Annotated in this window: 24 protein-coding genes; 20 read left to right on the forward strand and 4 right to left on the reverse strand. The window is 65.4% G+C overall.

Annotated features, from left to right (window positions below; translation table 11 throughout):
• The first annotated feature begins 91 nt into the window (after positions 1-91).
• From DES41_RS33315 to DES41_RS33365, 11 genes are all read left to right on the forward strand, one after another.
• Positions 92-1,057 (forward strand): 3-hydroxyacyl-CoA dehydrogenase family protein, encoded by a 966-nt coding sequence (locus DES41_RS33315; protein ID WP_114471934.1) that lies wholly within the window; start codon positions 92-94, stop codon positions 1,055-1,057.
• Positions 1,054-2,196, forward strand: coding sequence for a threonine ammonia-lyase (locus tag DES41_RS33320; RefSeq protein ID WP_245965992.1), 1,143 nt, complete (start codon positions 1,054-1,056; stop codon positions 2,194-2,196). Before DES41_RS33315 ends, DES41_RS33320 begins: the two co-directional genes overlap by 4 nt.
• Positions 2,193-2,768, forward strand: coding sequence for a RidA family protein (locus tag DES41_RS33325; RefSeq protein WP_114471935.1), 576 nt, complete (start codon positions 2,193-2,195; stop codon positions 2,766-2,768). The genes DES41_RS33320 and DES41_RS33325 overlap by 4 nt, the downstream gene beginning before the upstream one ends.
• A complete protein-coding gene (locus tag DES41_RS33330; protein WP_114471936.1) occupies positions 2,752-4,047 on the forward strand; it encodes an aspartate aminotransferase type Ic in 1,296 nt (431 codons plus the stop codon). Before DES41_RS33325 ends, DES41_RS33330 begins: the two co-directional genes overlap by 17 nt.
• Positions 4,044-4,550 (forward strand): cupin domain-containing protein, encoded by a 507-nt coding sequence (locus DES41_RS33335; RefSeq protein ID WP_114471937.1) that lies wholly within the window; start codon positions 4,044-4,046, stop codon positions 4,548-4,550. The genes DES41_RS33330 and DES41_RS33335 overlap by 4 nt, the downstream gene beginning before the upstream one ends.
• A gap of 109 nt (positions 4,551-4,659) precedes the next feature.
• Positions 4,660-5,646 (forward strand): Bug family tripartite tricarboxylate transporter substrate binding protein, encoded by a 987-nt coding sequence (locus DES41_RS33340; RefSeq protein ID WP_114471938.1) that lies wholly within the window; start codon positions 4,660-4,662, stop codon positions 5,644-5,646.
• A 4-nt stretch (positions 5,647-5,650) separates the two neighbouring features.
• Positions 5,651-6,679 (forward strand): SMP-30/gluconolactonase/LRE family protein, encoded by a 1,029-nt coding sequence (locus DES41_RS33345; RefSeq protein ID WP_245965993.1) that lies wholly within the window; start codon positions 5,651-5,653, stop codon positions 6,677-6,679.
• A gap of 157 nt (positions 6,680-6,836) precedes the next feature.
• Positions 6,837-7,823 (forward strand): Bug family tripartite tricarboxylate transporter substrate binding protein, encoded by a 987-nt coding sequence (locus tag DES41_RS33350; protein WP_170168366.1) that lies wholly within the window; start codon positions 6,837-6,839, stop codon positions 7,821-7,823.
• A gap of 12 nt (positions 7,824-7,835) precedes the next feature.
• The gene (locus DES41_RS33355) at positions 7,836-8,552 is read left to right on the forward strand and encodes an alpha/beta hydrolase (RefSeq protein ID WP_114471940.1); all 717 of its coding nucleotides are present in this window, start codon (positions 7,836-7,838) and stop codon (positions 8,550-8,552) included.
• A gap of 141 nt (positions 8,553-8,693) precedes the next feature.
• The gene (locus DES41_RS33360) at positions 8,694-9,431 is read left to right on the forward strand and encodes a type IV toxin-antitoxin system AbiEi family antitoxin domain-containing protein (RefSeq protein WP_170168379.1); all 738 of its coding nucleotides are present in this window, start codon (positions 8,694-8,696) and stop codon (positions 9,429-9,431) included.
• Positions 9,428-10,342, forward strand: a complete 915-nt coding sequence (locus tag DES41_RS33365) for a nucleotidyl transferase AbiEii/AbiGii toxin family protein (RefSeq protein WP_114471942.1) — start codon at positions 9,428-9,430, stop codon at positions 10,340-10,342. The genes DES41_RS33360 and DES41_RS33365 overlap by 4 nt, the downstream gene beginning before the upstream one ends.
• Before the next feature lie 98 nt (positions 10,343-10,440).
• Here DES41_RS33365 and DES41_RS33370 read toward each other — a convergent pair whose 3' ends face one another.
• Positions 10,441-12,267 (reverse strand): FAD/NAD(P)-binding protein, encoded by a 1,827-nt coding sequence (locus DES41_RS33370; protein WP_211333135.1) that lies wholly within the window; start codon positions 12,265-12,267, stop codon positions 10,441-10,443.
• 73 nt (positions 12,268-12,340) lie between these two features.
• The gene (locus DES41_RS33375; RefSeq protein WP_245965994.1) at positions 12,341-13,732 is read right to left on the reverse strand and encodes a KamA family radical SAM protein; all 1,392 of its coding nucleotides are present in this window, start codon (positions 13,730-13,732) and stop codon (positions 12,341-12,343) included.
• Between the two features lie 158 nt (positions 13,733-13,890).
• Here DES41_RS33375 and DES41_RS33380 point away from each other — a divergent pair, with 158 nt between their 5' ends.
• The 5 genes from DES41_RS33380 to DES41_RS38140 all read left to right on the forward strand — a co-directional run bounded on the left by DES41_RS33380 (position 13,891) and on the right by DES41_RS38140 (position 17,198).
• Positions 13,891-14,736: a LysR family transcriptional regulator gene (locus DES41_RS33380; protein ID WP_114472061.1), complete on the forward strand. Its 846-nt coding sequence runs from the start codon at positions 13,891-13,893 to the stop codon at positions 14,734-14,736.
• 749 nt (positions 14,737-15,485) lie between these two features.
• Positions 15,486-15,746 (forward strand): hypothetical protein, encoded by a 261-nt coding sequence (locus tag DES41_RS33385; protein WP_114471943.1) that lies wholly within the window; start codon positions 15,486-15,488, stop codon positions 15,744-15,746.
• Between the two features lie 95 nt (positions 15,747-15,841).
• The gene (locus tag DES41_RS33390) at positions 15,842-16,366 is read left to right on the forward strand and encodes a hypothetical protein (protein WP_147283026.1); all 525 of its coding nucleotides are present in this window, start codon (positions 15,842-15,844) and stop codon (positions 16,364-16,366) included.
• 197 nt (positions 16,367-16,563) lie between these two features.
• On the forward strand, positions 16,564-16,842 hold the full coding sequence (locus tag DES41_RS33395) for a hypothetical protein (protein ID WP_147283027.1): 279 nt from the start codon (positions 16,564-16,566) through the stop codon (positions 16,840-16,842).
• Positions 16,839-17,198 carry a DUF6283 family protein gene (locus DES41_RS38140; RefSeq protein WP_147283028.1) on the forward strand — a complete coding sequence of 120 codons (360 nt, stop codon included), beginning with the start codon at positions 16,839-16,841 and terminating at the stop codon, positions 17,196-17,198. Before DES41_RS33395 ends, DES41_RS38140 begins: the two co-directional genes overlap by 4 nt.
• Before the next feature lie 66 nt (positions 17,199-17,264).
• On the opposite strand, the gene DES41_RS33400 is transcribed toward DES41_RS38140, so the two are convergent.
• Positions 17,265-17,528 (reverse strand): hypothetical protein, encoded by a 264-nt coding sequence (locus tag DES41_RS33400; protein ID WP_114472062.1) that lies wholly within the window; start codon positions 17,526-17,528, stop codon positions 17,265-17,267.
• Between the two features lie 248 nt (positions 17,529-17,776).
• Here DES41_RS33400 and DES41_RS38600 point away from each other — a divergent pair, with 248 nt between their 5' ends.
• The 4 genes from DES41_RS38600 to DES41_RS33420 all read left to right on the forward strand — a co-directional run bounded on the left by DES41_RS38600 (position 17,777) and on the right by DES41_RS33420 (position 21,448).
• On the forward strand, positions 17,777-17,953 hold the full coding sequence (locus DES41_RS38600) for a hypothetical protein (protein ID WP_170168367.1): 177 nt from the start codon (positions 17,777-17,779) through the stop codon (positions 17,951-17,953).
• A 22-nt stretch (positions 17,954-17,975) separates the two neighbouring features.
• Positions 17,976-18,233, forward strand: a complete 258-nt coding sequence (locus DES41_RS38605) for a hypothetical protein (protein ID WP_114471946.1) — start codon at positions 17,976-17,978, stop codon at positions 18,231-18,233.
• Between the two features lie 3 nt (positions 18,234-18,236).
• Positions 18,237-18,872: a YkgJ family cysteine cluster protein gene (locus DES41_RS33410; protein WP_114471947.1), complete on the forward strand. Its 636-nt coding sequence runs from the start codon at positions 18,237-18,239 to the stop codon at positions 18,870-18,872.
• Between the two features lie 458 nt (positions 18,873-19,330).
• A complete protein-coding gene (locus tag DES41_RS33420) occupies positions 19,331-21,448 on the forward strand; it encodes a ParB/RepB/Spo0J family partition protein (protein ID WP_114471949.1) in 2,118 nt (705 codons plus the stop codon).
• 505 nt (positions 21,449-21,953) lie between these two features.
• Here the strand turns inward: DES41_RS33420 and DES41_RS33425 are convergent.
• Positions 21,954-23,159: an integrase domain-containing protein gene (locus DES41_RS33425; RefSeq protein ID WP_114471950.1), complete on the reverse strand. Its 1,206-nt coding sequence runs from the start codon at positions 23,157-23,159 to the stop codon at positions 21,954-21,956.
• Between the last annotated feature and the right edge of the window lie 1,057 nt (positions 23,160-24,216).

Consider the following 24,216-nt stretch of genomic DNA (forward strand, 5'->3'; position numbering starts at 1 on the left):
TTAATACACTGACTGCGTTTCTTGGCGAACTGTACTAATTCAAAGTCATACAGTTCGCCGTGTGGGTAGTAAACAAAGCAAGGAGCCGAGTATGGATTGCGGAAGAGCAGTTGTCGTGGGCAGCGGCATCATGGGCAGGGACATTGCTGCCATCTTCGTGAACGCCGGTTGGACCACGCAGGTCGTGGCGCCTGTCAGCGACGAGTGGGACAACGTCGCGCGGCATGTGGCCCAGTCCGTGAAGCAGATGGGCGGAGACGCCCGGTATGGCCTGCTGCGCATGCGCCATGCATTGCGCGATGTGGACTGGAATGGCGTGGATGTCGTCATCGAGACCGTCACGGAGAAGCTGGAGGTCAAACGCGAGGTTTTCGGCTTGCTCGACGTCCTGGTGCCAGCTGGCGTGCCGATTGGCTCGAACAGCAGCGGGCTGCGCATCACCGACATCGCGGCAGGGTGCACCACGGCGGCGCGCATGGCCAATGCGCACTTCTTCCTACCGGCACACCTGGTTCCCCTGGTCGAGGTCGCGAAGGGGGCGTTCACGCGGGACGCGACGATGGACCGGCTGTTGGAGATCTTCGCGGCGGTAGGCCGCATTCCGGTGCGTGTGAACCGCGACGTGCCGGGCTTCCTGGCCAACCGAATTCAGCATGCACTGATGCGCGAGGCGTTCTCGGTCATCGACGAGGGGCTGGCATCGCCGGAGGACGTGGATGCAGCCGTGCGTTTCGGCTTCGGCTTTCGCTACGTCGCTGCCGGGCCGATCCTGCAGAAGGAGTTCGCTGGACTGGACACGCAGTTCGCGGCTGCCTCGTCGATCTATCCAAGCCTGTGCAACGACATCTCGCCCAGCAAGGTGCTGCGCGAGAAGGTCTCCACGGGACGATACGGCACCAAGAGTGGCCATGGCTTCTGGAAGTGGACCGAAGAGGAGATCGCCAGTGAGCGTGCCCGGTACGAGGGCGTGCTGCAGCAGGCTCAGCGCTTGCTCATGCCCGCCGCCTTGCCGACGGCGTGCAGCTCGGGTGCTGTGATCTCGACGGAGGCACCGTGACGCTGCCCGGCTTCCTCGACGCGGCGGGCACGAACGCTGGCGCCCTGGCCGACATCGCTGGGGCGGCTGCCTCCGGCGACGGCGTGCGCGTGGTGGCTCATGCAAGCTTGGACGGCTCCGACAAAAGGCCATCGGCTGCAAACGCACCGGACCTCGACGCGATCCAGCGCGCGTCCGTCCGAATCCAGGGGCATGCAGTGCGCACACCGCTGCTGCGCTCGTCCGAGTTGGACGCCCGGGCAGGCGGGCGGGTGTTCCTGAAGGCCGAGAACCTGCAGCGTAGCGGATCCTTCAAGTTCCGCGGCGCCTGCAATCGCATCCTGTCCATGTCTGCGGCCGAGCGGCTGCGTGGCGTCGTGGCGTACTCATCGGGAAACCACGCGCTCGCGGTGTCGGAGGCCGGCCGCATGCTGGGCGTGCCCGTCGCCGTCGTGATGCCTGCCGATGCGCCGGCGATCAAGATCGACGGATGCCGTGCGCGCGGTGCGACCGTGCTCCTGTACGACCGCGAGCGCGACGACCGCGAGGCCATCGGCCAGCGCCTGGTGGAGGACCAGGGCATGACGCTGGTGCCGCCCTTCGATGACGCGATGGTGATGGCGGGGGCGGGGACCGGTGCGCTTGAGGCGGTGGAGCAGTTGGCGGGCAGGGCGCTCGACACGGCGTTGCTGTGTTGCAGTGGAGGAGGTTTGGCGGCAGGCTGGGCCGTCGCGCTGCGTGCGGCCTGGCCTCGGCTGCGCATCGTGGTGGTCGAGCCCGAAGGATTCGACGACACCGGGCGTTCGCTGCGTGCGGGAACCCATGAGCACAACGCGCAGCGATCCGGCTCCATCCAGGACGCATTGCTGGCGCCCGCGCCAGGACGCCTCACGCTGCCCATCCTTCGGGAACACGGCGCATGTGGGGTCACGGTCTCCGATGAAGAGGCCCTCGCCGCGATGGCCTTTGCGTTCTCTTCGTTCAAGCTGGTGCTGGAGCCGGGCGGGGCTGCGGCCCTCGCAGCGGTTCTGTCGCACAAGGTCGTGCTCTCCGGTCGCAACACGCTGGTGGTCTGCTCCGGCGGCAACGTGGATCCGGGGTTGTTCGTCCGGTGCCTGCAGCCAGCCCTGGCGCCGGCCGGCAAGGAGGGACGGGCATGAGCACGACCCTTCAAGCGCCAGTTGCTCGCGGCGACGCGAAGCGCACTCGGACTTCGGCGGCATGCGACGCACCGACGCCTGAACGGCAGGTCCGGTTGCTCGGTCTTGACATTCCCGAAGACGTCGCGCCTGCGGCCCACTATGGGCTGGTGACGGCGCACGGAGGGTTGCTATACCTGAGCGGACAACTGCCGCGGGTGGGAGGGCGGGTCGCCGTCACGGGACGCGTGGGTGAGGACGTTCGCATGGAGCAGGCCCGGCATGCTGCACGGTTGTGCACGCTGCGTGCTCTTGGCGCGCTGCGCCAGACCCTTGGCTCGCTCGACCACGTCGAGCGGGTGCTCAAGCTGCAGGTGTTCGTCCAGTGCACGCAGGACTTCACGCGGCACAGCGAAGTGGCGGACGCCGCGTCTGAACTACTGGCGCAGGTGTTCGGAAGCGTCGGCCTGGCCGCGCGCACCGCGGTAGGTGTCTACCAACTGCCTCAAGACGCAAGCGTGGAGCTCGACCTGGTTGTCGCTGGCTCGACGCCATCCCAACCCAAGAAGGAACAACATGCACAACACCTCTGAAAGATCCAGTGCTCGCGCCGCATCGGCGCCGGCCGCCGCTGCAGGGGAACGCCTTCAGTGGGAGGCACGCTACCGGGCCTTCCAGTCACGGGACGTGAGCATCGACATGACGCGCGGCAAGCCGTGCGCGCAGCAACTGAGCCTGTCCGACGCCTTGCTTGGCCTGCCGGGCCGCGGCGGCTACGTCGGTGAGGACGGTGGCGATGCGCGCAATTACTACGGCGGGCCACTGGGTTTGCCGGAAGCACGGCGGCTGTTCGCGACCATGCTGGGTGCGCCTGCGGAGCAGGTGGCCGTGGCGAACAACTCCAGCCTCGCGCTGATGCACGACATGTTGGCCTTCGCGCTGCTGCATGGCGTGCCTGGAGGAACCCAGCCTTGGACGGATGAGACGGACCGGTTCCTGTGCCCCGTGCCGGGCTACGACCGCCACTTTGCGCTCTGCGAAGCCTACGACCTCGAGATGCTGCTGGTGCCGATGACCGGTAGCGGTCCGGACATGGCGGTTGTGGAGGAGCTGGTGCGCGATCCGCGCGTCAAGGGCATGTGGTGCGTGCCGGTCTACAGCAACCCGACGGGCGAGACCTACTCGGAGGAGGTGGTCCAACGGCTGGCACGCATGCGCACGGCGGCGCCGGACTTCCGGCTGTTCTGGGACAACGCCTACGCCGTGCACCACCTGACGGACCGCGAGGAGGGTGTGCCGAGCATCCTGGCGCTGAGCGAGCAGGCGGGCCATGGGGATCGTCCCCTGGTCTTCGGTTCGACCTCGAAGATCACCTTCGCGGGGGCAGGCCTCGGCATGGTGGCGGCGTCCAGGACCAACCTGGAGTGGTACGCCCGGCATGCCGGCGTTCGCTCCATCGGACCGGACAAGCTCAACCAGCTGCGCCATGTGCACCTGCTGCGCAACCACTCGGGTCTCCTGGAGCACATGAACGGACACCGGGCGATTCTGGCGCCCAAGTTTGCGCTGGTGGAAGAGAGCCTGCGCCGCCACCTGGGCGGGCGCGGCGTCGCGACCTGGACCACGCCGCGCGGCGGTTACTTCGTGAGCCTGCAGGTTCGCGAGGGTTGCGCGCGCAGGGTCGTCGAGCTGGCCCGCCAGCTCGGCATCGTGCTCGTTCCTGCGGGCAAGACCTATCCGCTCGGCCACGATCCACGCGACAGCAACCTGCGTCTGGCGCCGAGCTTTCCCGACATCGCCGACCTCGCCGTGGCGATGGAAGGCATCTGCCTCAGCATCCTGCTGGCCTGCACCGAGGAGCCACTGCCATGAACGGCCATTTCCTTGCGTTCGCGCGATACCTCGCGCGCAGCGCCCAGCCCGCCGGTCGGCCCGCGATCTGGCGCAAGCCCGATGTGGACGCCGCACTGTCCGCACAGCCTACGAGCCCGCAGCGGCTGACGCGCGCCCTGGCGTTGACGCCGACCGGCGAGCCCGACGCACTCGGACTGAACGGCAGCATCTCGCTGATCGTGCAGGCGCTGGGTCCCGGTGAGCAGGGGCGCATGCACAGCCACTCGTTCTGGCACCTGTACTTCGTGCTCAAGGGACGGGGCGCTTCACAGCTCGGCGGCGAGCTGATCACCTGGGCGGCCGGGGACAGCTTCTACGTGCCGGCCTGGATGGACCACGACCTGCAGAACCTGAGCAACACGGAGGACGCCATCGTGTACTCCGCGCAGAACCTGCCCGAGCAGGCGTTCACCGGCTCCTTGATGCGCAAGGAGCCTGACGGCGGCTACCGGCACATCGTGGCGCAGGCCACGGACACCTGAGCGCGGCCGCTTCCGCGCGCTTTTCCCCAACAAGGTCGTCCCACGTTTGAAACGCCGCTTCTGCGGCGATGGCATCGCTTTGCCCATTTTTGTCCTGAAGGAGGTTTCCATGTTCTCTTCCAAGTTGCTGCAAGCGGTCTTCGCGACCTGCAGCCTGTTCGCGTGCACCGTCGCGCCGGCCCAGACGCCAGCACCACAGAGCGACAGGGTGGTGCGCCTCGTCGTGCCGTTCGCCCCTGGGGGCGCGACCGACATCGTGGCCCGTGCGTTCTCCGACGCACTGGCACGCGAACTGGCGCAGACGGTCATCGTCGAGAACCGCCCAGGTGCGGGCGGCGCCGTGGGTGCGAACTTCGTGTCCAAGGCGGCGCCCGACGGCCTCGTCCTGGGTCTCGCGACGGTCTCCACCATGGCGACCAATCCCGCCATCAATCCCAAGAACCCGTACGACCCGGTCACCGGATTCACGCCCATCATCACGCTGGCCACAGTGCCCGTGGTACTGGCGGTGAACGCTTCAAAGCTGCCGGTGAGCAACCTCGAGCAGCTGGTCGCGCAGCTGGCACGCTGCCCGATCCCGTGCACCTTTGCCTCGGCCGGCACGGGCGGCGTGGGGCACCTGGATGGCGAGCTGTTCAAGGCGGTGACGGGCACACCGCTGGTCCACGTGCCCTACAAAGGCGCGGGGCCCGCGATCGCGGATCTCCTGGGCGGCCAGGTCGACATGATGTTCGACAACCTGCCATCCATGCTGCCGCACATCCAGTCGGGCGCACTGCGCGCCATCGCTGTCATGAGCCCGCAGCGCAGCGCCGCGCTGCCGCAGGTTCCGACCTTCACGGAGGCAGGCCAGCCAGCGCTGGACAACACCGCCTGGATGGGGCTTGTCGCGCCGGCAAAGCTGCCGCCCGCGCTGCAGCAGCGTCTACACGCCGCCGCCGATCGCGCGCTGGCCGATCCGTCGGTGCGCCAGCGCTTCGAGAAGGCAGGCATCCAGGCCGTGGGCGGCAGTGTGGCAGCGTTCACCGCGCTCATCGACAAGGAGCTGGGCATCCGGCGCGCCATCGTCGCGGACCGCGGCCTCAAGCTGGAGTGAGCAGGTGCGTGTGCAGACGAATGGCCAGGCGCGGTATCCATTGCCGCGGGACTATCACGTGCCGGTGTCCGAGCTGCGGCCCGTCTTCGACGGACTGCGGAGCCCCGAGTGCATCTTGTCGAACGCCTCGGGCGAATTCCTGATGTCGGACCGGCGCGGAGGCTTCACGCACATCACACCGGACGGACGCGCGCACCTGGTGCGTGGGAGCACGCTCCAGGGCGGCCCCCTGCATGCCAACGGGATCGCGCTTGCGTCCGATGGGCGCGTGCTGGTCGCCCACCTTGGGGATGCCGAGGGCGGCGTCTACGCGCTGGGCGACGCCGGTTGCGCGCTGCCGATCGTGACTGCCCTGGAGGGCAAGCCGCTGCCTCCGACCAACTATGTGGTGGAAGATGCCGATGGCCGAATCTGGTTCACGGTCAGCACACGGCACATCCCGCGCATGCAGGCCTGGTACCCGGACATCGCGGACGGCTACATCGCTGTGCACGATGCCCGCGGGACGCGGATCCTCGCCGATGGGCTGGGCTACACCAACGAGCTGGCGTTCTCGCCGGACGGACAGTTCGTCTATGTCAACGAGACCCACGCCAGGCGCCTCACGCGCTTTCGTCTGCGCCCAGGTCCCGAGCTGACGGACCGCGAGACCGTTTGCAGCTTCCCGGCTGGCGATCAGCTGGATGGGGTGTGCTTCGACGCCTTCGGCGGAGTCTGGGTCACCTGCATCGTCAGCAACAAGGTCTACGTCGTGCGGCCCGACGGCGAGCTGCAATTGGTGATCGCGGACACCGACGCGGCGCACGTGGCGCAGTACGTATCGGACCTCGATGCGCGGCGCCTGCGCCGGGACAGCATCTGGACCTGCGGAGCCAGCACCCTGGGCAACGTGTCGAGTCTGTGCTTCGCAGGCCCTCAACGTCGCACGGTGTTCCTGGGGTCGTTGCTAGGCGAGAGAGTGCTGGCGTTCGACTGTCCGGTACCAGGGCATGAACCTGCGCACTGGCATCGACGCTTCGCCGGCATGGCGTAAGGCTCCTGAGCTGCTAGACCGGCGGGGCGGCCGGTGCGAGATCGCCGACCGGCGAACCCGCATGCCGCTCCGCCGCCGCGCTCGTTCGCGTTGCGCAGCCTTCCAGGTCGCGATGCGGCGGGACCGAGTTCACTCACATTCATCGCAGGAGTTCAGCATGACACGCTGCGCCCAACTGTTCATTGTGTTCCTTGCGGCGCTGGGCGCCGCGCTCCCCAACGTCGGGCACGCCGAGGCGGCCTGGCCCCGTGAGACCTTGCGGGTGGTCGTGCCTTTCGCGCCAGGTGGTCTGACCGACGTGATCGGACGCACGCTGGCCCAGGAGCTGGCCAAGTCCCTGAAGGTGCCAGCCATCGTCGAGAACCGTTCCGGGGCCTTCGGTCTGGTCGGCACGGAGTACGTGGCGCAGGCCAAGCCGGATGGGCATACCTTGCTCGTCGGCGGCGGCATCGTCGCGCTGGCGGACGCCCTGTATCCCAAGCTGCGCTTCGATCCACGCAAGGACCTGGTTCCGGTGGCGATGATCGAGCGCAACGGCTTGCTGCTGGTGGCGACCAAGGCCAACGAGCGTTTCGCCGGCGCCTCATTGCCGCAGATCCTCGGCTGGGCGCGCGAACAGCCGGGCAGCATCGCAGTGGCCAGCTTCGGCTCGGGCAGCATCAGCCACATGGCCCTGGAGACGCTCAAGACAGCAGGTCGGGTCGATCTGCTGCATGTGCCATACCGTGGCACCGCGCCCGCGATGCCCGATGTGATCGGTGGGCAGGTTCCCATGATGATCGACAACACGGTGACGGCGTTGCCGCAGGTCCGCGCCGGAAAGATCCACGCCATCGCGTACACCGGCAAGGAGCGGTTGGCCCAGTTGCCGGATGTGCCGACCTTCACCGAGCTGGGCCTGCCGCAACTGCAGATCTACAACTTCTTCGGCTTGTACGTGCCGGCGGGGACACCCGCGACCGTCGCCGAGCGGCTCAATGCCGAGGTGAACCGGATCTTCCGGCAACCGGAAGTGGTCGCGAAGTTCGCCGAGATGGGTGCCGAGCTGCATCCTGGCAGCGCTTCCGCGTTCTCGGCCTTCCTTGAGGGCGAGCGCAGCCGCTGGGGGCAACTGATCCGGTCGCAGGGCATCCGTCCCGAGTAGGCTTTGCGGTTGATGACCCATGTGACCGAATTCAAGTTGGCTTTCGACGGCTTCGGGCTCCATGTCGAGTCCTGCTGGGCAAGCGCGAAGGGGCAGGGCGACGAGCGCTATGTGCTCTTCCTGCATGGGGGTGGGGCGGCGACTTCATCCGAAGGCACGCGGTACCTGCGCGAAGATCTTGCCGTGCGTGGCGTGGCGAGCGTGGCGATGGATTTCTCCGGCCATGGCCGTAGCGGGGGGAGCATGGAGGAGGCCAGCCTCGCCCGGCGGCGCAAGGAAGCACTTCGTGTAGTGGGCAGCTTGCAGCCACCGCAGCCACGCGCCATCGTGGCGACCAGCATGGCGGGCCACATTGCTTGCCGTCTCACCGAGACGCTCAGGCCGGACGCGCTGGTGCTGTTCTGCCCTGCGGCGTACGAGCTGCGGGCGGAGGATGCGCTCTTCGGCGATGCGTTTCGGTCTGTGATCCGGGGTACGCGGAGCTTCGAAGATTCACCGGCATTCGAGGCGCTGCGGCGGTTCGAAGGGCGGCTTCTGTGCTTCTATGGATCCGAGGATGCTGTTGTTCCGCAGGCTGTGCAGCATGGCTATGCGCGCGCCAGCGCCCAATCTCGGCGGGCAGACTTCCGCTGGCTGGACGGCGCGGGGCATCGGCTGCATGACTGGATCTCCACGCGTCCATTGCTTCGGCGACAGGCGGTCGAACAAATCGTCGCGGCTATCGGCTGAGGGCCCGGTCCGAAGATGGCTCCTTATGCCAGTCCATGATGACGGCCGAAATTTGAATTATTCTAACTAATCGTAGTTTCACTACGAATGGAAAACATTTTTCAAATTGCGCCAGCTTCGAATTTCTGCTTCAATCGTAGTGTGGCTACGACTGGAACCAGCAAATTAAACGCGCTCTTCGCCCGTTGGCCGCTTGGAAGCCCATTGGCGTCAGAGGACCTGGCGGCGATGGGCATCTCAGCGGACCTGGCCGTGCACTACGTGCGCGCCGGCTGGCTGGTGCGTCTGACACGCGGCGTGTTCGCCAGGCAGAACGACGTGCTGGCGCTACATCCTTGCCTCGTGTTTCTGCAGCACAGGCTTGCAGGCTTGCATGTCGGCGGCAAGTCGGCACTGGATTGGTACGGGATACGCCAGTATGTCGCGCACAAGCCAACGCTGCAGCTCTACGGTTGGGATGCAGGGCAACTGCCGCAGTGGTTCACGGAACGTTTTGCAGCCGAGTACCACCGCAAGCGGCTCTTTGACGAGCCGGCGGAGAGCCTGCTCCACGCCGGTCCGTTCGAGAAGCGCGACGGCGCTCCGCAGGTGTCTTCGCCCGAGCGGGCATTGCTGGAGATGCTGAGCGAAGTTGGGCTGCGACAACCGCTGCAAGAGGCCCGCGAACTCCTCGAGAACGCCTACAGCCTGCGCGCCGATGTGCTGCGCGAGTTGCTGCAGCGCTGCTTGAGCATCAAGACCGTGCGGCTGTGCCTGCAGCTGGGCCGCGAAGGTGCGCTTCCCTGGGCCGCCAAGCTCGACCCGGCGACCCTGCCGACCGGCAGCGACCGGCCTTGGGTATCGCGCTCGCCTGACGGACTGCTGGTTCTCAAGCCATGAACGAGATCTACCTGGAAACTGCGCGGCTGCTGACACGCGTCGCTCCGCTGGTGTTCGTCGATGACATGTTCGCGCTCAAGGGCGGAACGGCGATCAACCTCTTCATCCGGGACATGCCCCGGTTGTCGGTGGATCTCGACCTGGTCTTCGTGGACCACACCCTCCCGCGTGACGAGGCACTTGCGCGCATCAATGGAGCCATCCGTGAGGCCTCGGTGCGCCTGGGCAAGCGGGGCCTTCAAGCCCACGTACCGGCGGCGGCGGCCGGAGAGACCAAACTGCTGGTGCGCGGTGGGGCCATCCAGGTCAAGATCGAGGTGAACTATGTGATGCGGGGCACGGTCACCGCGGTGCAGCGGGCCTCGCTCACGCCGACGGCACGCGACGTCCTGATGGCAGACCTGGAGATCCCCATGGTGTCGCTGGAGGACGCGTACGGGGGCAAACTCGTGGCTGCGCTTGACCGCCAGCATCCACGGGACCTGTTCGACGTGATGCAGCTGTTCGCACATGAGGGCCTCACGCCGGCCATCCGCCGCGCATTCGTGGTCTACCTGGCCAGCAGCAACCGGCCCATCCACGAGGTGCTGTTCCCGCCGATGCGCGACATCCGGCACGACTATGCGCACAACTTTCAAGGGATGACTGCAGATCCAGTGCCACTGGACGATCTGCTCGCGGCGCGCGAGCGGCTGGTGCATGAAGTGGCGCACGACCTGGACGAGGACGAACGGACCTTCCTGCGATCGCTGGCGGCTGGCGCGCCGGACTGGGAGGTGCTGGAGATCGCTCATCTTGAGCAGATGCCCGGCGTGCGTTGGAAGCTGCTCAACCTGTCCCAGCTGCGCAAGACCAATCCGAAGAAGTTCGCGGAACAAGCGAAGTTGCTGGCCGATCGCCTCAGCGCCTGACCGCGCGCGCTCGCATCCGGGTGTGTGCGCCAGCGCGGACGGGGTTCAGACGCGGCAACGCTCTGGCATCAGGCGGCCGCCGCATCTTCCAGATCAGCTCAAGAGCGCCGCGCAACTTGGGCAAACATCTCCAGCACGCACTGCTGCGCGTCCAGTGTTTGTCGCGAAAGCACGCCCGGGCGTGGAAGCGCATGGGTGTAGAAATGCGCTCCCTCGGCCGGATAGCCCAACACCCAGATGTTGCTGCACGGGACACCGTCGAAGCCTACGGGGTGCATCGCCCTGTCGATCTCTACACCGCAGGGGTGGTAGTTGCCGTTGCAGAACGAGCGGATCAAGCCGCGCTCAAGGAGACGCGTCGTGAGTGGTGCCGAGTCCGTGAGCGGGGAGTAGGCGTCCAGTCGCGCCACGACGAGCACATCGGCCTCGGTGTGGTGTTCCCCGGTCGGGTACGGCGCGGAGATTCGGAAGCGGGCGCTGTGCGGATCACCAACGACGGTGGCACCCGGGCCTCCGGTGATGTCGATCAAGCCGGCCTCGCGCAGCGCAAGGTACTCCGCGTTGCGTTGGCGCGGTGGCCCGAAGGACACCCTGTTCGTCGCCGCGTTGAAGTTCTCCACGAAGAAGCGGTGCGAGAGCGGCGTCAGGCCGCCGTGCTCGACCGCCGCGCGCAACGCCTCGCGGGTGTCGCGCAGCGCATCGGTCGCAGCCTTCACCGGACTGGTCAGGTTCCCCTTGGCCGCCTCCGCCAGGTCCTCCTCGATCAGTCCGTGCACGAAGTCGTTGAACGCGCCGAATGAGTCGAAGGGCCGCTTCTTGAGCGGCCACAGGATGCCTTCGATCGCGCGTAGCTCCTGGTCAGTGGCTTCAAAGCCCTCGGCGATGCAGCGCTCCTTTTGCACCGCGCACCGGTAGGCGTATGCCATCTCCTGCAGCACGAGCGGCAGCACATCAGCCTCGAAGTCAATCCGCGGATCACCAGTAGCGGCGAGCGCCGCCTGACGCCGGCGGATTACCGCCTCGACCGTGAAGATCGCGGCCTGGTGCTTGCCGGCAAGGCCCTTCTGGTTGACGCCGCGCGCCGCAAACGGCAGGCTGTTGCGCGAGAACAGGAGCATGCGCGGTTCCCGCCCGGAGGGCAGGTACCTGAGTCTGCCCTGATCGTGTACGTAGCGCCCGCCGCGACCCAAGGTGAGGGCGGAGACCACATCGTGCGAGGTCAGTCCAAGTCCCTGGACAGCGACCGTGGCGGTCGGGTCGATGCTGTCGAGCCGCTCGATGGGATAGGGCGTCGCCACGTACGCGAGGAGTGCATTGCGCTGTCGGTGGGAGTTAACGAAGCGGTCGAACGCCCGGTCCTGGCCGTTCGGACTGCGGTGTCCGTGGCCGGTGGTGAGGAACACGAAGTCGGCACGGTGTGCAGCGCCGCCGCTCACGACCACCTCGAATCCCTCGTCCATCGGACGCAGATCGACGACCTGCTTGCGATGGTGGGTCACCCTCACATGGGTGGGCATCATGCCCACGATCCGTTGGCAGGCCCAAGCCAGGTACTCGCCGAGCAGGGCGCGCGGCAGGTGGTCCGCCTGGGTGATGGGCTTTGCGGAACCGGTCTCACTTCTGACGAAGCTGTCGCCGTGGCGCCGGTAGCCAAAGGCATGCGCCCATTCGACCAGGGAAATGCCGCCGTGGCCGCCGGCGAGGCTGGAGGGCGGGAAGATGCTCACCTGGGACGCCACCGTGTTGATCAGCAGGTGGTCTGGCTGGCTGGCGCGGTGACAACCCTCGCCGGCGTTTCCCTCGTCGTAGACATCGATCTGCAGGCTCGCCCCCACAGGCAAACGGTGCGCATGCTCGAGCACGCGTTCGAGCACCGTGACGCCGCGCGGGCCCAGACCGATGATGGCCACTCTCGTCGGATCCATGCTTGGCTCCCTTCGGATTGGGGTTGTTTTAGTGGTCGCTCGCGCCGCGGGCGCCATGAAGGTCAACAAGACGTCAGCACGGGGGCCGCTCGGTGGCTGGCCCGGGCGAAGTCCTGGAAGGGTGGATCGCGATGGGCTGGAGCAGGCTGCTCGGCGCTGCTGGCTGATCCGCTTCGAAGAAAAAGCGCTCGCCGAATGCTGGCCGCAGCTCGTCCAGCCAGCTCGCTTGCGCGTCGTACTTGGCGTAGAAGGGACGACGCACCCACAGCGGATTGCGGGCCTGCAGGAACTGCAGCGCGAGCAACTTCTCTCCGCCCAGCTCCACGATGCCGTCAACCATGACCTTGCCAGGAAAGGCACTCATCGACGGGCCGCGCACGGTGCGCGCGAGGCCCGACACCGAGCGGTAGGCCTGCTGAAACACCTGGTATGCCTTCACCAGCGGCAACTTGAAGTAGCTGCTCGGGCCCGTGTCCCGCTCGACGAACATGTAGTACGGGGTAGCGCCCAGCTTCACGCCAGTGGTCCAGAGCTCCGACCAGCAGGCTGCGTCCTCATTGACGTGTCGAATCAGAGGAGCCTGGATGCGCACGGTCGCACCGGTTGCGATGATCCGACGCACCGCCTGCTGCGCGACCGGCTGCTCAAGCTCGCGTGGGTGGCTGTAGTGGGCCATCAATGCCAGGTTGCGGCCGGCGCCCACGACCCGCTCGAACAGGCGCAGCAGATCGTCCGCGTCCTTGTCGGTCACGTAGCGCTGGGGCCAGTACGCCACCGACTTCGTGCCGATGCGGATGCTCTGCACATGGGCCAGCTCGGGCGCCAGCAACGGATCGAGGTATTCGGCCAGGGATCGGGCGTTCATCACCATCGGATCGCCACCGGTCACCAGCACGTCGGTAACTTCGGGGTGGCGGCGCAGGTAGGCACATAGCTCCTGCGACTCCTTGGCGTCAAACTTCAGCTCCTCCATGCCGACGAACTGCGGCCAGCGGAAGCAGAAGGTGCAGTAGGCATGGCAGGTCTGTCCAGCACCGGGAAAGAACAGGACCGTCTCGCGGTACTTGTGCTGCAGGCCGCGCAGCGCCACACCGTCCAGCGTCGGAACGTTGTGGGTCATCTGGCCGGCCGGGTGCGGATTCATCCGCATGCGGATCGACCGCACGAACTCGTCAATCTGCGCCTCGGGCGCACCACCGGAGATCATGCGATGCATATCGAGATACTCGTTGTCCGGGAGCATGTCCCGGTGCGGAAACGTCAGGCGGTAGATCGGATCGTCGGGGACCCGGTCCCAGTCGATCAGGTGGTCCAGCACGTATGCGTTCACCCGGAACGGAAGGATGCGCGACACGACGTCGACGGCCTCTCTTTGATCTCGGTGCAAACGCTCCCACTGCGGCGCCTGCTTGATGCTCTGGCGCGTGTAGGGCTTGAACTTGGCGTGCGCTGCGGCGTCCTGCATGTGTCTTCTCCTGTGCGTGTCCAGTGGGTTGGTGCTGGCGACGAGGTCACGGATCGGTTGGTCTCCGCCCGTGTTCGCCTCAGGAAAAATTTAAAGAAGAGGCCCTTGGAGATGAAGCCCCAAAGGGCTGTTTCAGAGATTGCGAGCGCTTGTTGAAGATGCGCCAACACCTCGATCTCGCCGCGGTGGAAGCTTTCGTCCTGGTGGCCGAGTTGCACAGCTTCACGCGCGCCGCGGACGTGCTAGGTGTCACTCAGGCTGGAATCAGCCAGCAGCTCCACCGCCTTGAGAAGCATCTGGGCCGCCGCTTGCTGGATCGCACGCCACGACACGTTCGGCTCTCGGCGCAGGGCGAGGCGTTCCTGCCGCATGCGCGAGAGTTGCTGCTCGCCCAGCAGACGGCGCTGTCCACGGTCGCGCGTCCTGGGCGCGTCCTGAGCATCGGCGTCAGCGAGCAGGTCGCAGGGCCAGAGCTTCCTCGGGTCATTGCCCGCATCAGAGCCAGCGATCCCGAGCTGCTGCTCAAGCTTCGCGTGGACGATGCGGGATCGTTGCGCAGGGACTTCGAACGCGGCGATCTCGACGTGGCAATCCTGCGGCAGGGGACGCGCCGCGACGGCGACCTCTTGTTCGTGGACCCATACGCCTGGTTCGCAAGCACTGCGGCGGGTCTGGCCGGTCGTCCGATTCCGCTGATCACGGCGATGGATGTTTGCGGCGTGGGCGCGCTGGCCAGGCGTTTGCTGATGCGGGCCAAGGTACCGTGGGTCGATGCTCTCTGGACGAGTGGCGTCGCCGCGGCGATCTCGGCAGCGCAGTCCGGTGTAGGTGTCATGCCGGTTGCGCGACGGCTGGCGGCCGACGGCCTCATCGATGTCGGCCCCGAGCTCGGATTGCCGGCATTCCCGCCCTCCAAGGTGGTGATGCTTTCGCGTCACGTCGATGCCAATGGAAAGGCGATCCAGCGCATGCTGCGCGCGTCACTGCGCGATGCCTCGCCATAGATCGGCATTCAACTTGCCAACGTCCGGGCGCAGCGGAGCCATTTCACCTGAATGCACGCTCGGCTGGACTGGGCGACAGCGCGGCTGTATCAAACGTGCCGGCCAATCGCTGTCGAGCCAGATGTTCTGCGGTGCAGCGCCCCCCGCTGGCGACGTTGAAGCGCTGAAACGCGATCGTCCCTGGCACCGAACTTGTCCCGGCCATCTGTGGATATCTCTGGGGACACCGGCTGGAGGGATTGCGGCGACCCAGTATCCATGCGCGTTCCCACAGGATTGCCTCCTTCTTGAGCAGCCATCGCAATGTGGATGAGTGACGCCGGCGCCGACGAACGTCCACCGGCGTTCACGTCGAGTGCTCCTGGACCTCTTCAGAAAGGGGCCAGCTCGATGTCAATGCTCCTCACGCCGATGCTGGACCCTGGCCGGTCGCAACGTTGATCCAGTCTTCCGCTTGGAGGGCGGGCAGCCGTGATCCCTACGATGAACAAGGTCCCAGAAGCTGACGGCCGCATTGCAATGTGCAACGTCCGGCGCCGGGTGGGGACTTCCTGCAGGTGGTGCCATAGCGCTTTGCTATTCTTGGCCTCGCCGGGCGCAAGCCCCCTGTTCACTAGGCAGTGTGGACTGAAGGAAAGCAGGCCTTTCCCGCTCGCCCGGAGCGAAACCCGGGCGCCAATTTCTGTGCCGTGGCTGGCAGCTGCGGCGCTTACAAGGCGCAGTTCCAACTTCAAGGAACACGCTCCGCCATGACCGCTCTCAAACAGGCACGTCGTCTCATCGAAGAACAGCCGCTGTCGGACACTGCAGCCGTTGTGGCCGATCTGGTCATCGCCTTGGAACTGGAGGCATCGTTCAGACTGGAGCGGCTGTACGCGCTAAGCCTGGCCGACTTTGAAATGGCGACCGACCTCATCAGCGAGTGGCGCCTTGCGCGCCACTACGCGAAGAAGGGCAAGCTGCTCGACTTGGCGATGCAGATGCGCGAGCTCGGAGACAACATGCGCTGAGGTACGCCCGGGCGGCGTGGCCGGTGGGCGGCCCGCAGTCCGCTGTCTTTCTGCCGCGGGAGCTTTCCGAGGCCCTGTGGCAGCTAAAGTGGCGCATGTCTTCGAAGACCCAGTTCAGCCGCATCGAGCGTCAACTCCAGTTGGAGGCTTCGTTCGGCCAACTGGGTGCGAAGCTGACGCTGGTAGCAGGGTATGCCCAGGCGAACTTAGCGGCTCAACACGACTACCCTCGTGGTCCCGCAAAGCAGTGCTACCGAAACGCTGCGCAACTGGCGATGGATTTTCCGGAACTGACCTATGTCGAAGGCATTGCGCAGGGTGGCTCGATCCTGATCCCGCATGCCTGGTGCATCGACGAGGACGGTCGAGTAGTCGAGGCGACCTGGCCTGAAACAGGGAATGCCTACTGGGGTGCTGCCTACGATACCGAGTTCCTGATCTTCTGGATCCTGAAACAGAAGGTCTGGGGCGTGCTTCACGAAGTGGTCGCTGCGGAGCTGTTTACCTATTTGCCGGAGCGCATGTTCGTAAGGCTTGAGGGGGACAAGCTGAAGCAAGTGCAGAGCTTGTTCGCTGAGGCGCGCCAGGCATTGGACCTGACGGAGTGGGCCGACTTCTAGGGTTGCCTCGGTGGATTGTCGCTCGACAGTTCGTACATGCCAGGCCATGGTGCCGAAGTTGTGCCGGTCGCTTTTGGATCTACAGACCTACTACTTTCGACAAGCGCTCGGCGAAACCCGGTGACGCCGCCCGGACTTGCGGCACGCGTCCGGTGCATGATCGTTGCGCATGCAGGGTTCTCCGCCACAATCCAGGCATGTGCGATGTTCACCTCGTCGAAACCTCTCGCCGGCTAGACCGAGTACCGTCGCAGATGATTTGCTGCTACTGCGACGGCGCCATCGCAGGCGAAGCCTTGTGGGTGGAGGGCTATCTGGATGATGGGTCTGCGGGACTGCATCGCTTTGTTTACCACCAGGACTGCGCATGGGACATGGAGCATGACCTTGATGCGATCAAGGCGCACGACGGCTGTTTCAGCTACGGAACCGCCGTCGAGGTCGTCGCAGCTTCAACGGAAACGTCTCTTTCATGACCTTCTGGAAACTCAAACGCACCGTCCAATGCGAGAAGTGCCCTTGGCGGGTCGGCGTCGATCCTCATGACATTCCAGATGGCTACTGCGAGACCAAGCACCAGGCACTGGCAGACACGATCGCGGAACCCGGGCAATTGCCTGTGCCTGGAGCGCCGCTGCGCGCCATGGCTTGCCACGAAACAGATGACGCGCACTGCGTCGGCTGGGTCAATCATCAACTTGGGCCAGGCAACAACATCCCGCTGCGGCTAAGCGTACTGTCATGCTCGAACATCGGAAAGCTACGGCTACGAGGGGAGCAGCATCCATCGTTTGAGGCAACGCTGCCCGGCAAGCCCGTCGAGCCAGCGTAGTGAGCCTGCCAGGCGGCGAACCGACGCCGAGCGGCGCCGTCAACAATCTCGAAAAGCAAGACCGGTCTAGGTCCAGGTCAGCAGGTCCGGCTGAACCTGTACGCCGTGGTGTTGCTGCATCGCCTCGATGAAGAGCAGCCAGGTCGCGTGATCGGCCGGTCCGTGCGTGCATACGAGGCACTCGCCTTCACCTGCCAACTGCGCGGTACCCGTTCGGTGGACATCGATGCCAAACCGCTTGCTGAAGCGGCCGATGGATGAACCATCGTACCCATTGACCCAGACGGTCCCGCGCGCTGGGTCCGCGTTGATTTCGTGGTCTGGGTCCATGGGCATCATCAAACTATTGTGGCAGGGGCTTGCTCCTCTCTGCGGTACGTCAGGCTTGGAAACGTTCGAGCAGGGCTGGCACGATTGAATCCTCGGCCGCCGCCGCAATGGGGTCGCGCGAGCAGCAGCGAAGCGCAACATCCGCCTTGCGCCTCATGCCCTACGAGCCTCGGGTGGCCTCATTCAAGAGATCTTGGTTGTCAGCGCTTCCCGCCGCCGTGGTATACGCTTTCGCAGATACTTCAGGGATGACCACCACCAAAACCACCACCAAGATCGTGAAGATTGCGGTCGCGGACGACGAAGTGCTCGTTGCGCTCAAACGACCTGAAGGCTACGAAGATACCCATCCCGAGCTGGTCGCTGAGGACGCGATCAAGGACACCTGGCCGGAGTACCGCACAGTGTGGCCGCAGGAAACCTAGACTTGGTTCCTTACGCCTCAACATGACGTACCCGTTGACGAGGCAGGATCTCGACAGCATTTCGGATGCTGAGCCTGTCTTTGGCACGGATCGGCTGCTGCCTCCCTGGGAAGCGATCCCAAATGAGTTCAAGGTGGAGAACTTCTACACGCGGCTAGTGGATGCCTGCACGCCAATCGTGTTCTGGGCACTAACCGACCGCACCATCGATACCTTTGAGTCGGCTGAGTTTTTGCGGTGCGTGCCTGAAGTGCACTCGGCGAGTGTCTTGGGGTTGTAGTCCATGGGCGCGACCGAGCCAGATCTATCTGCACTGCCGGAGTACGTGAAAGAGCGCTGGCCTGCTGCGCTTGAACGTGCGACACGGAAGACCGCGTCGGCCGTACCGAACCAGGATGCAAACAAACTACTGCGGGTGTCGCAAAAGGCGTCAACCGCAGCGCAGCGAATTGTCTGGCTGCAGCGCGCGGCGTCCGCATGGGCAAAGCCTCTCGAAAGCGTCGCGGCCTGCCGGCGCGGTTGCTCACATTGCTGCCACATCTCGGTGACGATCTCCAGCGTCGAAGCTGCGCTCATTGGACGCCACGTCGGCAGGGCCCCAGCTGAGCCAGCGCACTCTGTTCGTGTTGGTTCGTTTGCCGATGCGGCCGACGGTGTGGCGGCGGTCCAGGCTATCGGTGCCAGGGACGTTGGTGCTCCTTGTCCCTTCCTGGTTGACGACGCTTGCAGCATCTATGAGGTGCGTCCCATGGCTTGCAGGCTGCTGCTCAACCTCGATGACGATGATCTACTGTGCCGGCTGGTTCCAGGTCAGGACATACCGGTCCCATACGCCAACAGTGGGCAACTCAAGACCTTGTACCTGATGGCGCAGGCATCGACGCCGCTGGCAGATATCCGAGACTTTTTCCCGAGATAGCAAGCGAATGGAGCGCGAGAAGGGCATGTGCTTGCCGGATGCTTGTGCTGCTCGCAACCCGTTCCCATCGCCAGGAGTGACACGGCTAGTTCGCTCGGACTCGGACTCGGACTCGGACTCGGACTCGGACTCGGGCTCGGACTCGGGCTCGGGCTCGGGCTCGGGCTAGCCGGTGCTTTCACGCCTGCACCTTGCAGGTCGCGCCAAGCCGGTGCGTAGGCCGTTGGCCTGGAAGCCGAAACGGTAGGCACCGCTCTCAGCCGTTCTTCGCGGATCGTTGATCTAGCCCTCTGACCTGGCACCCGCGCCGATCTTGAGCGGCTGCGTTCACTAGTTGGCAGGCAGGACACCATCTACGGCGGCCGGGCTGGAGCCGCCCTTGCAAGCCGCCGTCCCGATGAGATCCTGAATCAAGGGCCGGCGCTGGTGCCGGTCCCGTTTCCTGTACAGGAGTGACCATGAAACTGTCCAAGGCCGAGTTCGAAGCTGTCATCCAGGCTTCGCAGCGCACCTTCCTTCCCTTCTCCCAACTGGTTCTGTCGGTGGACTACCAGGCCCGCACGCCCGGCACCTCGCCCAAGCTCAGCATCCCCGAGCTGGCCGCATCCATCAAGGAATGCGGCGTACTGCAGAACCTCATCGTCGTGCCGGGCCAGAGCAACACCTACGAGGTATGCGCTGGGGGGCGCAGGCTCGAAGCGCTGACCACGCTGGTCGCAGCAGGTGATCTGCCAGAAAACTTCCCCGTGCCGGTGCTGATCGTCCCGGCCGACCGGGGGCTCATCGCCAGCCTCGCGGAGAACGCCTTTCACCTTCCGATGCACGCCGCCGACGAGTACGAGGCATTCGCCAAGCTCGTCGCGCGTGGGAAGCCCGTCGAGGACGTTGCTGCGGCCTTCGGCGTCACGCCCATGGTGGTCAAGCGCCGCATGAAGCTGGCCGCCGTGTCCCCGCGCCTGATGACGCAGTTCCGCGAGGGCAGCATCAACCTGGAATGCCTGATGGTGCTGGCCTCCGTCGAAGACCACGAGCGCCAGGAGCAAGCGTGGATGGGCCTGGACTCCTGGAATCGCCATCCCGAGCACCTGCGCCGCATCCTCACCCAAGGCGAGGTGGAGTCCGACCGCAGCCCGGTCGCCAAGTACGTCACCGTCAAGGCGTACGAGAAAGCCGGTGGCCCGACCCGCCGCGACCTGTTCAGCGACAACGACAAGAAGGTCTACCTGCTGGACGCCGCCTTGCTCGACCAACTGGCCGTCGCCAAGCTCCAGCGCAAGGCCAAGAAGATCGCGGCCGAGGGGTGGAAGTGGGTGGATGTGCGCCCGCGCTACGTCCACGACGAGTACGTGCGCCACGGCGAACTGCGCAAGGCGTCCCGCGAACCCAGCAAGGAAGAAGCCACCGTGCTGCAGACGCTGAACGAGCAACTGGAGCAGCACAGCCAGCGCATGAATGAGATCTACGACCTGGACGAACCGGACGAGGATTCCGAAGCGGAGTGCACGCGCCTGGAAGCGCAGTGCGAGGAACTGTCTGCCCAGGTGACCGCGTTGGAGGAAGCGCTGGCAGTCTGGCCGTCCGAGTTGATGGCCGAGGCCGGCTGTCTGGTGTACGTGGGCAACGACGCCGAGCCGGCCGTTCGCTACGGCCTGATCCGTCCGGATGACCGGGCAAGTGTGCTGCAGGCAAGCCGTGGAGGGGCAGGGGCTGGACGAGAAAGCCCGGCCCTGGCGTCCATACCCGCACCGAAGACCCGCCCGGTGCACTCGGAAAAACTCGTTCGCAACCTGACCGCACACCGTGTGGCCGCGATCCAGGCGGAGCTGCTCGACCGTTCCGATGTGGCCCTGGCGGTGCTGACCGCCCAAATGGCCAAGTCCCTGCTGCTGGAGGACTATCGTCAAGCCTACGGCTGCGAAGACCCGTTGAAGCTGAGCGTCACCGACACGCACTACGGCTTGCGCACCGACGCGCAGGACATCGAGTCCGGCAAGGCTTGGCAGACCCTGGACGCCAAGCGGAGCCACTGGCAGTCCATTCTCCCGACCCAGGCCGCAGACGTGCTGCCGTGGGTCCTGAGCCAGGAGCCGGACACCGTCCGGCAACTCTTCACCTTCCTGGTGGCAATCACCGTCACGGGTGTCTACGCAACCGAACCGGCACAGCAGCGCACCGATGGGCTCGCCCAGGCGCTGGGGCTGGACATGGCGAAATGGTGGGAAGCGACCGGCCCGTCGTACTTTCAGCACGTCTCCAAGGCACGTGCGACCGAGGTGATCGGCGAAGCGACAGGCGCAGCGGCCGGCGCTGCAATGCAGGCCCTCAAGAAGGAGGGTGCCGTGGCCCATGCCGCTCAGGCCGTCGCTGGAACCGGCTGGTTGCCCACCGTACTGCGTCTGCGTCCTCCGACAGAAGTGCCGGGCACCGATATCGCCGCGAACGCTGACGAAGACCCGCCATTCGACGTGGGCGGCGAAGACGAACAGGCTCGAGCCGACGCAGCCACAAGCGGCACCGCGCCGGCTGGGGCCGCCAGCGAACCCAAGGATTCAGAACTGCCGGCCGAGGCGTCCTGAGACGGCCCTGAGACAGTGCTCCCCCTGCGTGCGACCGCATGCCGGGGGGCTCTTCAGGACGAGAGTCTCGCTGCGCCGACGCCGCCGCTCAGCGGCGGTGCGGCCTACAGGCAGCTGACCACATCGACGTCGGATCGAATCCGTTTGGTGTGGCTCGCAGCCTCAGCCACTGCAGCAGTTCGTGCAGTGCGCAGCAACGGCTTCATGCTGGTCACGTACCGGCTGAAATCCCATAGCGCCCAAGCCGCACATCGCACTTACCCCCGTTTCGGAATCAGACTTCGATGCCCTCGTGGCCCTTGGGATGAAGGCCATGCGCGAGAACCTGGAACGGCTGGGGCGCTTCGATCGGGCCCGTGCGCGGGAGTGCTTGTGGCCTGGCTTCGCGCCAGAGCAAACTCGGCACATCGTGGTGGATGGCGAGCGCGTCGGCTTCTCGGTGACCGAGCCATGCACTGACCACCTGCTGCTGGAGCTTCTCTACATTCGGCCGGATCGCCAGCGCCTAGGCATCGGTTCCCAGATTCTTTACTTGGTGTTCGAGCGCGTCTGCAACGGCGTGATCACCGCCCATGGCGTCGGCCTGTCGAGCCGCCCGGGCCGAGCCGATGTACGCGCCGGCAGCGCGCTTGCGAGCGTGACCTGCCGTCTCAGCGATCTCCTGGCGAGCGGCGTTGGCCAGCTCTGCTGGCGGTTGCCGCCCATGGCGCACGGGAGGCTCCGTACCCGTTTGGCTGCGCCACACCTCGACGAGCACCTCGTGCCGCAGACCGTGTCCCGTCGCCCCACGCTCGGCAAGGGACAAGCCAAAGAAGCGCATGACATAGCTGAAGTGGTTCAGGTTCTGCTTGAGTTCGCGGTTGGGGTCACTCACGTGCGCATCCGCACTGCCAGCGACCTGCCTCGCGTAGGCCAACGCGTCATGCTGGATCTGCGTGCAGATTGCCACGAAGCGCGGCCTGCCTCCTTTGCTTCCCTGGCGCACCCAAAGGTAGCTGTCGGCCTTCTTGCGATCCATTGGCATTCCCGTGGCTTCGAACGGCACCACACAGGCGTGGGGGCGCATCATGACCGCTTCCTTGCGGCGTAGCCCGAACGCTCGGATCAGCCGCAGCGCCGCGCCCACGTGGCGGTCGCGTGCGCAGACTTCTTCAATCAGCGGGTCGATGTCGATGCCGGCGCCGGTCCAGCTTCGGTCGCGCTGCGCCACCTCATGTCGCTGGTACTGCGAAGGCGACAGGCCATACGCGGCCGGCTGCAGGACCAGACCCGGCTTGCCGATCCACAGTGCCAGTCCACGCAGGAAGCTCAGGTAGGTCTGAATGGTGGCCGCAGCCATCTGATCCTTGCGCCACAGGTCGACGGTCGCCTGAATGTGCCGTCCTCCCAGGTTTCGCGGGTCGGGCAGGGTGGCAAAGCCGGCCTTCGTGCGCAACTCACGCAGGAAGCGGCGAAGGAACACCGCCCGGTCGTGCCGGGTCTTGTGAGAAACGCTCTTGTGCTTGGCCGTGTGCTGCTCGTTGAACAAGGTGATGAGCATCTCCAGCGCCTTCTCAGGCGGCAGCGAGCCAGGCGGATGGCGCCTCATGATGTCCACCGCGCTCAGGCCGGCCCAGTCGGTGCGGCGCTTCATTGGGCCGCTTGCCGTCGATGAGCGGTAGGCCGGCTGACGGGCGGTCTGTCCATGTTGAAGGGATGCGAGATTCGGCATGTGTTTCTCCGTGTCTGTTGGCCGGTGTCCCGCGCACCTGCCCTTGCTGCGTCAGAAGTCCCAGTTCTCTCGGTGCAGGCGGACTCCAGGTACCGGCACCGGCTGTGGCCAATCCAACCGCGCTTGGTGCGTGACCACGCCGCACCGCGCATCCCCATGGTTCAACCCTTGCGCTGCGTGGAGCAGGGCAGTGGCTCGGTCGTTCTTAAAAATGAAAACGTTTTGATCCGTCCTGTTGGCGCGTTTCCGCGCCGGACAGGGTTGGTGCGCCTCGACCTTGTGGTCTGTGCGCTGCGCCTCGGTCATGCCGGGGCACATCTGCGGGATCAGTGCTGCTGTCGTAGCGCCACCCATCTGCGGGGTAGCTTCCCTGACCGTGGCCAGGAAGCGTCAGATGTCCGAGCGGTGACACGCGTGGAGCCCATATGGACAAACACGACCGCGTGCCGCGCAAAGCGCTTGCTCGAAAGGTGGCGGGAACTCTGGCATCGGCATCTGGTGCCGTGCGCGTGGCTCTTCACGCTCTGCGACGTGAGCTCAAGGCTCACCCCAACCACAAGGGCCGGCATGTCGCGGGCATTCACTACGAACTGACCTCCAGAGGGCTGCTCAAGGGCAGCGCTCATCCGGGCTCAAGGCCGGGACTCGAAGGGCGGGTATCGACCGCGACGCCTGATTGGGCTCCACCGATGGGAGCCAAGGCCAGGAGGCCTTCGGGAGCATCCAGTGGACTACGGCCAAAAGCGGGCGTCAAGTAGGTTGCCGGAATTCGGAGTGGCGGTGATGCCTGGGTTTGTGGTGTCTCCATGTCTCAGGTGGGCTTCCTGGGGTACGCTGTGAGAGAGGGTTGACACCGAGGGGAATGGCCTCTGGTTGCAGGTCAGATCTGGATCGGTTGCATGCGGGGCGGCGTGAGACCGGTTGGTGATCCTGAGGAACTTGAAGTGTTCTTCAAGTTGGGATCGGCCGTTCCGGAGACTTCGTGTTCCGACTTGAAGTGTCCTTCAACGCACGTTGAAGTTGCGGGACCGTGCCTGTCTACCGCGCCGAGATGGCG

The sequence above is a fragment of the Pseudorhodoferax soli genome (genome assembly GCF_003337555.1).
GTDB lineage: Bacteria > Pseudomonadota > Gammaproteobacteria > Burkholderiales > Burkholderiaceae_C > Pseudorhodoferax > Pseudorhodoferax soli.

What these genes read in the sequence shown, in the direction of transcription:
- DES41_RS33340 (WP_114471938.1), top strand. Translation starts at nt 4,660, where the DNA reads ATGTTCTCTTCCAAGTTGCTGCAAGCGGTCTTCGCGACCTGCAGCCTG.
- DES41_RS33330 (WP_114471936.1), top strand. Translation starts at nt 2,752, where the DNA reads ATGCACAACACCTCTGAAAGATCCAGTGCTCGCGCCGCATCGGCGCCG.
- DES41_RS38600 (WP_170168367.1), top strand. Translation starts at nt 17,777, where the DNA reads ATGACCACCACCAAAACCACCACCAAGATCGTGAAGATTGCGGTCGCG.
- DES41_RS33375 (WP_245965994.1), bottom strand. Translation starts at nt 13,732, where the DNA reads ATGCAGGACGCCGCAGCGCACGCCAAGTTCAAGCCCTACACGCGCCAG.
- DES41_RS38605 (WP_114471946.1), top strand. Translation starts at nt 17,976, where the DNA reads ATGACGTACCCGTTGACGAGGCAGGATCTCGACAGCATTTCGGATGCT.
- DES41_RS33315 (WP_114471934.1), top strand. Translation starts at nt 92, where the DNA reads ATGGATTGCGGAAGAGCAGTTGTCGTGGGCAGCGGCATCATGGGCAGG.
- DES41_RS33385 (WP_114471943.1), top strand. Translation starts at nt 15,486, where the DNA reads ATGACCGCTCTCAAACAGGCACGTCGTCTCATCGAAGAACAGCCGCTG.
- DES41_RS33410 (WP_114471947.1), top strand. Translation starts at nt 18,237, where the DNA reads ATGGGCGCGACCGAGCCAGATCTATCTGCACTGCCGGAGTACGTGAAA.
- DES41_RS33400 (WP_114472062.1), bottom strand. Translation starts at nt 17,528, where the DNA reads ATGGACCCAGACCACGAAATCAACGCGGACCCAGCGCGCGGGACCGTC.
- DES41_RS33390 (WP_147283026.1), top strand. Translation starts at nt 15,842, where the DNA reads ATGTCTTCGAAGACCCAGTTCAGCCGCATCGAGCGTCAACTCCAGTTG.
- DES41_RS33420 (WP_114471949.1), top strand. Translation starts at nt 19,331, where the DNA reads ATGAAACTGTCCAAGGCCGAGTTCGAAGCTGTCATCCAGGCTTCGCAG.
- DES41_RS33370 (WP_211333135.1), bottom strand. Translation starts at nt 12,267, where the DNA reads ATGGATCCGACGAGAGTGGCCATCATCGGTCTGGGCCCGCGCGGCGTC.
- DES41_RS33395 (WP_147283027.1), top strand. Translation starts at nt 16,564, where the DNA reads ATGTGCGATGTTCACCTCGTCGAAACCTCTCGCCGGCTAGACCGAGTA.
- DES41_RS33425 (WP_114471950.1), bottom strand. Translation starts at nt 23,159, where the DNA reads ATGCCGAATCTCGCATCCCTTCAACATGGACAGACCGCCCGTCAGCCG.
- DES41_RS33350 (WP_170168366.1), top strand. Translation starts at nt 6,837, where the DNA reads ATGACACGCTGCGCCCAACTGTTCATTGTGTTCCTTGCGGCGCTGGGC.
- DES41_RS33380 (WP_114472061.1), top strand. Translation starts at nt 13,891, where the DNA reads ATGCGCCAACACCTCGATCTCGCCGCGGTGGAAGCTTTCGTCCTGGTG.
- DES41_RS33335 (WP_114471937.1), top strand. Translation starts at nt 4,044, where the DNA reads ATGAACGGCCATTTCCTTGCGTTCGCGCGATACCTCGCGCGCAGCGCC.
- DES41_RS38140 (WP_147283028.1), top strand. Translation starts at nt 16,839, where the DNA reads ATGACCTTCTGGAAACTCAAACGCACCGTCCAATGCGAGAAGTGCCCT.
- DES41_RS33325 (WP_114471935.1), top strand. Translation starts at nt 2,193, where the DNA reads ATGAGCACGACCCTTCAAGCGCCAGTTGCTCGCGGCGACGCGAAGCGC.
- DES41_RS33355 (WP_114471940.1), top strand. Translation starts at nt 7,836, where the DNA reads ATGACCCATGTGACCGAATTCAAGTTGGCTTTCGACGGCTTCGGGCTC.
- DES41_RS33365 (WP_114471942.1), top strand. Translation starts at nt 9,428, where the DNA reads ATGAACGAGATCTACCTGGAAACTGCGCGGCTGCTGACACGCGTCGCT.